This is a genomic window from Nitrincola sp. A-D6 (assembly GCF_000764495.1).
Taxonomy (GTDB): domain Bacteria; phylum Pseudomonadota; class Gammaproteobacteria; order Pseudomonadales; family Balneatricaceae; genus Nitrincola.
The window spans coordinates 13,665-24,707 of the sequence record NZ_JRLB01000027.1; the positions used below are offsets into that span (position 1 = coordinate 13,665).

Genomic DNA, 11,043 nt, shown 5'->3' on the forward strand with positions numbered 1-11,043 from the left:
GATTCCTCAACCTTCCAGATGATCGATACGGATGCGGATTAAATCACCCAGGATATCCGGCAGTGCTTCGATTTCGCGTATGGCTTCATTCATCATCCGCTCTTCAACACGCTGGGTCAGCAATATGACCGGCACTTGTGCTTCACGAGTCTCTTTCTGCACAATCGCTTCAATATTTATGCCTTTCTCACCCAGAATACGGGTGACATGTGCCAGCACCCCAGGGCGTTCAACGGCCTGCAGCCGCAGATAATAGCCACTGACAGTCTGGTCAACCGGCAATACCGGCGTTTCAGATAGCTGGTGAGACTGGAATGCCAAGGGTGGCACACGTCCATGAGACGGCGTATCCAGCATGCGTGCCACGTCAATCAGATCAGCCACCACGCTGATGCTGTGGGCTCAGCGCCAGCACCTGGACCATAATAAAGCGTCTGCCCGACTGCATCGCCGGATACCAGAATCGCATTCATCACACCGTTGACGTTAGCCAGCAGGGTTGATTTGGGGATCAATGTCGGATGCACACGCAGTTCAATACCCTGCTCTGTGTGACGGCTGATACCCAAGTGTTTGATACGATAGCCCAGCTCTTCAGCGTATTGCACATCTTCCGGAGTGATCTTGCTGATACCCTCGGTATAGCTTTTATCAAACTGCAACGGAATGCCATAGGCGATGGAGGCCAGAATAGTCAGCTTGTGTGCCGCATCGATACCTTCGACATCAAAAGTGGGATCGGCTTCGGCATAACCCAACGCCTGCGCTTCAGCCAGCACGTCATTAAAAGCACGGCCCTTCTCGCGCATTTCGGTCATAATGAAGTTGCCAGTACCATTAATGATACCAGCCAGCCAGTTGATCTTATTGGCAGCCAGCCCTTCACGGATCGCTTTAATAATCGGAATCCCACCCGCCACAGCAGCCTCAAAAGCAACCACGACATTTTTTTCGTTGGCAGCCGCAAATATTTCGTTACCGTGTACTGCAATCAAAGCTTTGTTGGCAGTGACTACATGCTTGCCATGCTCGATAGCAGTCATCACCAACTCGCGCGCAACCTCATAACCACCAATCAGCTCAACAACAATATCGATATCAGGATCACGCGCTAGTGCCATAACGTCGTTGGTGAAGGTGAAACCGGATGTGTCGCAAGCAGAATTTTCACGGCGCGAAGCAATCGCGGCCACTTCAATGCTGCGACCAGCACGCCGGGCAATTTCATCCGCATTGCGTATCAGCACATTGAAAGTACCGCCACCGACAGTTCCCAGTCCACAGATCCCGACTTTTACAGGCTTCAAACCACACCTCACAATTTCAGTTCACGACAAAATCCCACGCCAGAGTGACGGGAAAATAAAATGGTGGTTAGTATAACGAAAACGGGGGCATTGCACTACGCAAGCCCCCGTTTTACCGTGCCCAGTCTGACGTATCAGTAGTCTTATTGGGGTATTAATTCAATCCCAGCATCTGCGCAATGCGCTCTGCTGGCATATAACCCGGGATCAAAGTACCGTCTTCCAGAACCATGGCTGGCGTTCCCGAGACACCTATTTTCTGCCCCAGCATCAACTGCTCAACAACCGGGTTTTCACAGGTTTTATTGTCAATGGTACTACCGGATTTGACACGATCCATCAAATTAACGCGCTCTTCAGCTGTTTCGCCGCACCAAATAGTCACCATTGTTCTGTAAGTCGCCGTATTCGGACCGCTACGAGGGAAAGCCAGATAACTAACCTCAACCCCCATCTCATTTAGAGCATCCACTTCGTCATGCAACTGGCGACAGTAAGGGCAATCCACATCGGTAAAGACTCGCAAGGTGGCTTGCTTCTCACCCTTGGCCGGATAGGTGATCATTTGCTCCGGCGCTATATCGGACAGCGCTTCAACACGCATCTGATTCTGACTTTGCTCAGTCACATTAACCAAACCCTGTTGATCATCAATACGGAACAGATGCCCTACAAGAAAATACTCACCTTGCTCATGGGCGTAAAGCAACTCACCACTCTCCAACAACACCTCGTACATGCCCTCCAGAGGTGCTGCCTCAATGCTTTTGATCGGGATTCTTGCATCTGCCTTGTGTAGCTGCTCGCGGATCAGATCTTTGGCGTCAGCCATACTCTGCGAGCTGAGCAGAAATCCTACTAATAAAACGACCCAACCGACGTACTTCTTCATAGTTTCCTCATTCGATTAATGACACTTAGTTATCTGAGTAACCACACCCACAAAAGTTCACCCACGCGGATGATGTGCCTGATGCAGTGACTGTAATCTGTGTGTTGCTACGTGCGTATAAATTTGCGTTGTTGACAGATCGGCATGACCCAGTAGCATCTGTACAACGCGCAGATCGGCCCCATGATTGAGTAGATGGGTTGCAAAAGCATGGCGCAACACATGTGGTGATAAGGATTTTTCAATACCCGCCTGATTTGCATGCAAACGCACCCTATGCCAAAACGTCTGACGTGTCATCTGATTGCCCCGTCGGCTCAGGAACACAATATCCTGCGAAGCATCGAGCACAAGCAAGGGCCGCGAGGTTTTCAAGTAGCGGCGCATCCATTCCAGCGCCTCATCTCCCACTGGCACAAGACGTTCTTTATCGCCTTTGCCGACAACCCGTATCACCCCCTGACGCAGATTCATCTGTTCGCTACGCAAACCAACCAACTCAGTAACACGCAAGCCGGAAGCGTAAATCAGCTCCAGCATGGTTCTGTCACGTAATCCCAGCACATCCTTCACATCAGGCGCCGCAAGCAGGCGCTCAACATCAACCTCTGTCAGAGTCTTGGGTAATGGCCGCCCAGGCTTGGGACTGGCAATATTGAGTGTCGGATCCTGCTCAATTCGCGCCTCACGCAGCAGATAGCGGTAAAACCCTCGCAAACAAGACAACACGCGTGCTGTTGATACCGCTTTGAAGGCCTGCCCGACACGCCAGTCAAGGTAGGCCTGTAAATGGTGTCGCTGCACCTTTAGCAAACTCAGCGCTTGTGCATTCAGCCATAAGGCAAAATGGTTAAGATCACGTCGATAGGAAAGCTGGGTATTGCGACTTAAACCTTTCTCTAACCAGGCTAACTGCACATACTCGCGAATCACAGACTGATCCTGAGGCAAAGGTTCCAGAGCAGTAAAACGACGGTCCGGGGTCAACGAAAAACCTCTGTAGCCTGAAGCGTTTCCAACTCAACCGGATACTGTGCCGTACCATGCTGGACACGTTCAGCTACACGCGCATTGCCATCCTTAACACTCACTAGAATGCCTTCAACTCGTTTTCCAAATGAGGTATAAAAGCGCACCGGATGGCCAATATAATTTTCCAGATCCAGTGGGTCTGTACGACGGTATTCCAAGGGTTCAGCCGCTACGGCAGGCGCTACCGGTGCTGAGGCCACTCCTGGCATAACGCGAGGCATGCCCGCCAACTCAGATGCCTCAGACTCTTGTGTATTTACCTGCGATTCCAGCACTACAGGTTCTTGCATCAAGACCCAAAGCCGCTCTAACTGCTCGGGTTTAAGCGTTAGCGATTGATCATTCACACTCAGAGACATCCCACGGCTTAACACCTCACCGCGGTAATCCGGCGCATTAAGCGCCTGCAAATCCACACCCTCAAGATTCAGACCCATAGCGAGTCGTGCACCCGGCTCACCTGTTTGCTGGTACACTGGCATTAGCACAGCAGCCAAACCCGGCGCTTGCTCATTTAACCAGTCCTGAATCAGGCTCTGATGCTGGTCACGATATTCTGCAACACTCAGACCGGACTGCATGGCGCAGAACTGGTTTTTACGCTGATTGTAGCCCATATCCTGGTAACTGATAGCCAAACGCCGCAACTCTGGCTCTGTTGTGACAAGGCCTGCGGGGATGCATTATCTGCCTGAAGGCTCATATCAACTGCCACTTCAGCCCAACCGTACATATAACCCAACAGCTCCAGGTTCAACTGATCCTGAGCGACCCTGTGCAGATTGGCATGAAAATCAAAACGCCCCTGGCGCATACCCATCATACGCAACGCAGACATATCAAAATAGCGAACCGATCCACACCCCAACGCGGCAGGCTGAACCCCTTGCTCATCCTGCTGGGTTAACTGCGCCAACATCGCAAACAAGGCATATTAAAATCTATATTCAAGCCTTCAATCGCCAACGCCAGTTTCTCCGGCCAGTCACCGGCAGACACACGTGACTCAAAACGAAGAAAAAATAGTGGATCAGAAGTCAGTCGGATTTTGTCGATAATAAATCCGGAAGGCTGTCCCATCGGAGTGAAAGTGACCGTGCTTAACTGGACGTCACCCAGTGGATTGACATAGAGCGAACCGTATTCAGCTTCGATCACTGGACGCAGTTGCTGTAGCTGTGTATCAATTGCTGACTTCACCTGATAATAATACAAGCCGTAAGCAATCAGCAGCAGTAAAAACAGCAGCACCAGCACTTTTGAAAACAGTTTTACAATCCGCATCCGACGTTTCTCAGTAAATTATCCCCGATATTGCATTCTATGCACAATTTACTTTTTACGCGAATGCCCAGACGAAAAAAAAACGGCCCGCAGGCCGTTTTTTTGATATCGCGCAATTAACCCAGCTTTTCTTTGATACGTGCTGACTTACCGCTACGTTCACGCAGGTAGTAAAGCTTAGCCTGACGTACATCACCACGACGCTTGACACTGATGCTGTCAATAACCGAGCTATAAGTCTGGAAAGTACGTTCAACACCCACACCGTGAGAGATTTTACGTACTGTGAAAGCTGAGTTCAGTCCGCGATTACGCTTACCAATCACTACACCTTCAAAAGACTGCAGACGGCTACGCTCGCCCTCAACAACCTTAACCTGGACTACAACGGTATCACCGGGTGCAAATGCAGGCACCTCTTTATTCATCTGTTCAGCTTCAATCTGCTGAATAATATTACTTTTGCTGCTCATCGCTCGCTCCTGTATTTTCAACCGCACGCCTATTCGGCTTCGCGGATATATTCGCTTAACAGCGCCTGCTGTTCCGGGCTGAATTCAATCTTTTCCAACAAATCCGGTCGCCGCTGCCAGGTTCGCCCCAACTGCTGCTTCAAACGCCAGCGTTTGATATCAGCATGATTGCCACCTAACAGTACCGACGGTACCTGTTTATCATCGAGTGTTTCGGGTCGAGTGTAGTGCGGGCAATCCAGCAAGCCTGCAGCGAAGGAATCCTCTGCTGCTGAATCTTCATGCCCCAACACACCGGGTAACATTCGCGAGACTGCGTCCACCATAACCATGGCAGGCAACTCACCACCACTGAGCACAAAATCACCCAGCGACCATTCCTCGTCAATATCAGCATCCAGTAGACGCTCGTCAATACCCTCGTAGCGACCAGCCACCAAAATCAGGCTGTCTGCTACTGCAAGCTCTGACACGCCTGCCTGATCCAGCCGTCGCCCCTGGGGTGACAAGTAAATCACCCTGGGTTGCCCTGGCGCTTTCAGCCTGGCGGCCTGTATGGCATCTCGCAGCGGCTGCACTTTCATCAGCATACCGGGACCGCCGCCATAAGGCCGGTCATCCACGGTACGGTGCTTGTCAAGCGTGAAATCCCTGGGATTCCAACATTCAACTTCCAGCAAGCCGCTACGAACTGCACGTCCGGTGATGCCGTAGCCAGTAACGGCATCAAACATCTCCGGAAACAAACTGACAATTCCGAACCACATCGATCAGAACTCCGGGTCCCAATCGACCCGCATCGTTCCTTTTTCAAGATCTATCTCTTTAACCACCTGTTCCGGCAAATAAGGAATAAGTCGCTCTTCCTTATCCCGACTATCTGCAGTCGCTTTGACCACAAACACATCGTTCGAACCGGTTTCAATCAGGTGACTCACCCGACCCAGCAACTCGCCGGATTCGGTATAAACCAAAAGATTCTCAAGCTGGCTCCAGTAGTACTCTCCTGCATCCAGTTCAGGCAACTGACTTTGTGCGACATGAATTTCCGCACCATTCCAGTCTCTGACCTGCTCAGGGGTATCAATACCCGCCAACTTGGCAATCAAGCCTTTACCGTGACGTTTTCCGGATTCCAGTTTCACCTGAAACCACTGATCGCCACGTTTCACCTGCCAGGGAGAATAACAAAACACATTATCTATCGGGTCAGTATAGGAGTGGACTTTGATCCAGCCCTTAACACCGTAGGGTGCAGTCAGCTTACCTATAACGGTGGACTTATCTGCCTGCATCTGTTCCATACCTGTCAGGTCCGCCAAACTTACTGTGCGGCTTTACGTGCGTCTTTAACCAAACTAGCAACACGCTCTGAAGTCTGAGCGCCTTTGCTGATCCAGTAATCAACGCGTTCCAGGTTAACGCGCAGACGCTCTTCCTGACCCCGGGCTACAGGGTTAAAAAAGCCCACCCGCTCAATAAAGCGGCTGTCACGCGCAAAGCGTGAATCGGCAACGGTGATATGATAAAACGGACGCTTTTTGGCGCCGCCTCGAGACAAACGAATAGTGACCATGCGCTGGACCCCTTTATTTCGCAAGGATGGGTTTTAGGATCGCCCATCGTTAATAATCCCCGTCTCTTCGCTATGCTAGCCGGCAAGACGGGGGCCAATCTAAAAAACAAGGCGCGAATTGTACGTCAAACAACCAACAAATAAAAGCAATTCATACCTCAGAAGCGTGGAAAACCACCACCGCCGCCCATACCGGGAGGCATCATACCTTTCATGCCACGCGCCAACTTGGTCATGCCTGACTTACTGCCAAATTTTTTCATCATTTTGGCCATCTGCTTATGCTGCTTCAGCAGACGGTTTACATCCTGAATCTGGGTGCCGGACCCCATAGCAATACGCCGCTTGCGCGAGCCGGAGATAATATCCGGATTACGCCGCTCTTTGGACGTCATCGAATTGATGATGACTTCAAACTGCTGCATACCTTTTTCTGCCTGAGACTGCCTGGGCCGCCTGCGCCATCTGCCCCATACCCGGCAGCTTTTCCAGCATACCCATCATGCCGCCCATATTACTCATCTGCTGAATTTGCTCTCGAAAATCTTCCAGATCAAAACCCTTGCCTTTAGTCATTTTCTTGGCAAGTTTTTCAGCTTTAACCTTATCGATCTTCTGCTCAGCTTCTTCAATTAAGCTGAGTACATCTCCCATACCCAGAATACGCGAAGCGATACGATCAGGATGGAAAGGCTCCAACGCATCGGTTTTTTCACCCACACCGAGGAACTTGATCGGCTTGCCGGTAATATGACGCACCGACAGCGCCGCACCACCACGAGCATCACCATCAGTTTTAGTCAGTATGACACCGGTCAACGGCAGCACGTCATTAAAAGCACGTGCTGTATTGGCGGCATCCTGACCGGTCATGGCATCGACGACAAACAGGGTTTCAACCGGTTTAACCGCGGCATGCAGGTCGCGGATTTCAGCCATCATCGCATCATCAATAGCCAGGCGACCCGCGGTATCTACCAGCAGCACATCGTGATGCTGCAAGCGCGCATGGCGAATAGCGCTGTTGACGATGTCTATGGGTTTCTGGCTGATATCTGACGGGAAAAATTCCACACCCACGTCAGTTGCCAGGGTTTCCAACTGACGAATGGCAGCCGGCCGATAAATATCGGCCGACACCACCAGTACTTTTTTCTTTTTGCGCTCTTTCAGAAAACGCGCCAGCTTGGCTACAGAGGTGGTTTTACCCGCGCCCTGTAAGCCCGCCATCATTACCACTGCTGGCGGGGTAGTGCTGAGATCGAGCTCCGTATTGGCCTCTCCCATCACCTTAATCAGTTCTTCATTGACAATTTTAACGAAGACCTGTCCAGGGCTCAGGCTTTTACTGACCTCCTGACCTACCGCACGCTCTTTGACACTGTTAATAAACTCTTTAACGACCGGTAAAGCCACGTCCGCTTCAAGCAATGCCATACGCACTTCGCGCAAGGTATCTTTAATATTTTCTTCTGTCAGGCGCGCCTGACCGGTGACGCTACGTAACGTCTGCGTTAATCGTTGTGTAAGATTATCAAACATCTTCTGCCTCTGATCGGATCATCTGTGGCCAGCTGAGGCCTTGTCTTCAGCAACTTGTACAACTACTGAACAAACTTTGTTCGACATTATACAGATCCATGCACCAGCACTGCACCCTATATTTCTTCTTTACAGAGTTTATGCCAAACTTGTGCGCTTGAAAGGAGATTCATTGGATGCTGATTTTCATCTCATTATTTGCAGTTTTGTGCTACGCCATCGCATCCTGGCTGCAATGGCAGCGTGCCACGGGTCGGCGGCAGAGTGTACGCCCCACTGTGCTCATATCAGGCATGCTCGGCTTTGTTGCCAGGGTGTTTCGGTATACCACACCCTTCACCACCAGGCGGGGATTGACCTTGGTCTGTTTAGCATGGGCTCATTAATCAGCTGGCTGGTGGCTGCACTGGTGATCGGTAGCAGCCTGCGTCAACGCATCGACAATCTGTTCATCGGGGTTTTTCCGATGGCTGCTCTTGCCGTTTTGCTGGCAGCCGTCATGCCTGCATCGGAGACCCTAAAGCCCTATGGCAGTGGTTTATTTCTGCACATTCTTCTATCTGTTCTGGCCTACAGTATTTTCACCCTGGCGGCCCTGCAAGCCATTCTGCTCTGGCGCCAGCAATTGGCATTAAAGCAGCACCATACACGCGGTCTGGTAGCCAGCTTACCGCCACTACAAATAATGGAAAAACTGCTGTTTGAAATGATCTGGGTGGGTTTTATTTTACTCAGTATTTCGCTGATCAGCGGCTGGCTGTTTGTGGACAACCTTTTTGCGCAACACCTGGTACACAAAACACTACTCTCCATCGCAGCCTGGCTGATTTACGCCATGTTGCTGGTTGGCCGAAAACTGCTGGGATGGCGCGGTATCACTGCCATACGCTGGACCATCGGTGGCTTTTTACTGTTGATGCTGGGCTACTTTGGCTCAAAGCTGGTCATGGAGTTCATCCTCTAGCCTTTCAAAGCTATTGACACAGCCGGGCTCTGCTCTGAAAATGGCTGTCCCTATTTATAACACAGGTTTTTATTTTGGAAGACGCGTCGATAAGCTCTCTGCTGATTCTGCTTGGCTTTCTGATTGTTTTGTCAGCTTTCTTTTCCAGTTCAGAAACCTCAATGATGTCGTTAAACCGCTACCGATTGCGGCATCTGGTTAAAAAGCACCACCGTGGGGCAATCAGAGCCAGCCAATTGCTGGAACGACCTGATCGCCTCATAGGCCTGATCCTGATCGGTAATAATTTTGTTAACATCCTCGCTTCAGCGATTGCTACGATTATTGCGGTCAAGCTCTGGGGAGATGCCGGCATTGCTATCGCTACCGGTGTGTTAACACTGGTGATTCTGATTTTTGCCGAGGTAACACCAAAAACTCTGGCCGCTCTGCACCCTGAACGCATAGCTTTTCCAGCCAGTTTCATACTTCATCCGCTATTAAAAATATTCTATCCGCTGGTCTGGCTGGTGGGCATCATCACCAATAATCTGTTGCGTGCCTTTGGCGTCAAGCCCGGCTTGCATGGCAATGATCATTTGAGCACCGAGGAGCTGCGCACACTGGTACATGAAGCCGGTGCCCTGCTTCCCAAGCGCAATCAATCAATGTTGCTTGGCGTACTCGAACTGGATGAAGTAACAGTTAACGACATCATGATTCCACGCAACGAAGTGGAAGGCATCGATATGGATCAGTCGCTTGATCAGATTCTGGAGCAGCTCTCCAATACGCTACATACCCGCTTGCCGATTTACCATGGTGATATCAACAAAGTTGTCGGGCTATTGCATATGCGCAACCTGGCACAATTAATCCAACGCGGCGAAGTTACCAAAGAAGCGATTTTAGAAGTCTCACGTGATCCCTACTTTGTACCGGAAAGCACACCGCTGCAGACCCAGCTATTGAACTTTCAAAAACAGAGCCGTCGCATCGGTATCGTTGTGGATGAGTATGGTGATGTTGAAGGCATAGTCACCCTGGAAGATATCCTTGAAGAGATCGTCGGCGAACTGTCTGAAGAGAACAACGATCTGGTCGAAGATATCCATCCACAGGATGATGGCAGTTATTTTATTGATGGTGGCGCTTATGTGCGTGACATCAATCGTGCCCTGCACTGGCAGTTACCCACCGATGGTCCGAAAACACTGAACGGACTGATTACCGAAACCCTGGAGTCACTACCAGACGCCAATATCTGTTTGATTATCGGTGAATACCGCGTAGAAACACTGCAGATTCAGGATAAGTTTATCCAGACAGTACGGATGATCTCAGCACGCAAGGATAAGCTGCTCTAGTCAGCAGAAGCCACGCTCAGGCCGGGTTGGCATGCTTATCTTCATGCCAAATCCGACCGTCAGCAACTCACAGATAATATAGGCGGTCAGACCCCAGATAACCTCACCCTCATATTGCCAGGAAGGTACATCCCATATTTGCCCATCTACGGCAATCTGATCCAGATGCGGTGGCCCATGGTCAATAAAAAAGCGCACGGGTACTTTAAAAATACGCGCAATTTCGGCTGGATTTGCGCACAAGGGCAACTGTTCAGGAATCAACCCAACCCAGGGAGTCACTTGCAAATGGTGTTTGGAAACCACCTGTCCCAAGGGCCCGTACAACTCCACATCGGTTGGGCTTAATCCTATCTCCTCATCAGCTTCACGCAAGGCGGTGTGTGACAGAGAAGCATCGGACTCATCACGCTTTCCACCCGGAAAACAGACTTCACCCTTGTGTGTATTGAGATGTGAGGCCCGCACTGTCAGAATCAGTTCGGGATGACTTTCAGATCGGGTGATAGGAATCAGCACAGCCGCCTCCCGCCCTTTTTGGCGTAATCGCCAGGGTTGGTGGTTACTGATACGCTGAATGGCCTGATTGAGCATAATGCCTCCTTACCCGTTGATCATAACGTTAAA

Annotated in this window: 12 protein-coding genes and 2 pseudogenes; 2 read left to right on the top strand and 12 right to left on the bottom strand. The window is 50.6% G+C overall.

The features are described 5' to 3' along the window. Nucleotides 1–6: 6 nt before the first annotated feature. The 11 genes and pseudogenes from LH51_RS05340 to ffh form a co-directional block, all read right to left on the bottom strand. A pseudogene (locus tag LH51_RS05340) lies at nucleotides 7–1,307 on the bottom strand (homoserine dehydrogenase). A 154-nt stretch (nucleotides 1,308–1,461) separates the two neighbouring features. Next, complete coding sequence (locus tag LH51_RS05345; protein ID WP_036520514.1) at nucleotides 1,462–2,199, bottom strand: DsbC family protein; 738 nt, start codon at nucleotides 2,197–2,199, stop codon at nucleotides 1,462–1,464. A gap of 57 nt (nucleotides 2,200–2,256) precedes the next feature. After that, nucleotides 2,257–3,186 carry a site-specific tyrosine recombinase XerD gene (gene xerD, locus LH51_RS05350; protein WP_081960675.1) on the bottom strand — a complete coding sequence of 310 codons (930 nt, stop codon included), beginning with the start codon at nucleotides 3,184–3,186 and terminating at the stop codon, nucleotides 2,257–2,259. After that, nucleotides 3,183–3,869: a hypothetical protein gene (locus tag LH51_RS05355; RefSeq protein ID WP_160173681.1), complete on the bottom strand. Its 687-nt coding sequence runs from the start codon at nucleotides 3,867–3,869 to the stop codon at nucleotides 3,183–3,185. The genes xerD and LH51_RS05355 overlap by 4 nt, the downstream gene beginning before the upstream one ends. After that, nucleotides 3,797–4,150 (bottom strand): hypothetical protein, encoded by a 354-nt coding sequence (locus LH51_RS05360; protein WP_036520520.1) that lies wholly within the window; start codon nucleotides 4,148–4,150, stop codon nucleotides 3,797–3,799. The genes LH51_RS05355 and LH51_RS05360 overlap by 73 nt, the downstream gene beginning before the upstream one ends. Further along, a complete protein-coding gene (locus LH51_RS05365) occupies nucleotides 4,135–4,515 on the bottom strand; it encodes a hypothetical protein (protein ID WP_036520522.1) in 381 nt (126 codons plus the stop codon). Before LH51_RS05365 ends, LH51_RS05360 begins: the two co-directional genes overlap by 16 nt. 116 nt (nucleotides 4,516–4,631) lie before the next feature. After that, entirely contained in the window at nucleotides 4,632–4,988 is a 357-nt protein-coding gene (gene rplS / locus LH51_RS05370) for a 50S ribosomal protein L19 (RefSeq protein ID WP_036520524.1), read from the bottom strand. 29 nt (nucleotides 4,989–5,017) lie between these two features. Next, the gene (gene trmD / locus LH51_RS05375; RefSeq protein ID WP_036520526.1) at nucleotides 5,018–5,755 is read right to left on the bottom strand and encodes a tRNA (guanosine(37)-N1)-methyltransferase TrmD; all 738 of its coding nucleotides are present in this window, start codon (nucleotides 5,753–5,755) and stop codon (nucleotides 5,018–5,020) included. A gap of 3 nt (nucleotides 5,756–5,758) precedes the next feature. Beyond that, nucleotides 5,759–6,292 carry a ribosome maturation factor RimM gene (rimM, locus tag LH51_RS05380; protein ID WP_036520566.1) on the bottom strand — a complete coding sequence of 178 codons (534 nt, stop codon included), beginning with the start codon at nucleotides 6,290–6,292 and terminating at the stop codon, nucleotides 5,759–5,761. A gap of 20 nt (nucleotides 6,293–6,312) precedes the next feature. Further along, nucleotides 6,313–6,564: a 30S ribosomal protein S16 gene (rpsP, locus tag LH51_RS05385; protein WP_036520528.1), complete on the bottom strand. Its 252-nt coding sequence runs from the start codon at nucleotides 6,562–6,564 to the stop codon at nucleotides 6,313–6,315. A 158-nt stretch (nucleotides 6,565–6,722) separates the two neighbouring features. Then, a pseudogene (gene ffh / locus LH51_RS05390) lies at nucleotides 6,723–8,106 on the bottom strand (signal recognition particle protein). 235 nt (nucleotides 8,107–8,341) lie between these two features. On the opposite strand from ffh, the gene LH51_RS05395 reads away from it, so the two are divergent. Both LH51_RS05395 and LH51_RS05400 read left to right on the top strand, forming a co-directional pair. Continuing rightward, on the top strand, nucleotides 8,342–9,070 hold the full coding sequence (locus LH51_RS05395) for a cytochrome C assembly family protein (protein ID WP_235263545.1): 729 nt from the start codon (nucleotides 8,342–8,344) through the stop codon (nucleotides 9,068–9,070). A 74-nt stretch (nucleotides 9,071–9,144) separates the two neighbouring features. Continuing rightward, nucleotides 9,145–10,416 carry an HlyC/CorC family transporter gene (locus LH51_RS05400; RefSeq protein WP_036520530.1) on the top strand — a complete coding sequence of 424 codons (1,272 nt, stop codon included), beginning with the start codon at nucleotides 9,145–9,147 and terminating at the stop codon, nucleotides 10,414–10,416. On the opposite strand, the gene LH51_RS05405 is transcribed toward LH51_RS05400, so the two are convergent. Next, nucleotides 10,417–11,010 (bottom strand): CoA pyrophosphatase, encoded by a 594-nt coding sequence (locus tag LH51_RS05405; protein WP_036520532.1) that lies wholly within the window; start codon nucleotides 11,008–11,010, stop codon nucleotides 10,417–10,419. Nucleotides 11,011–11,043 lie beyond the last annotated feature (33 nt).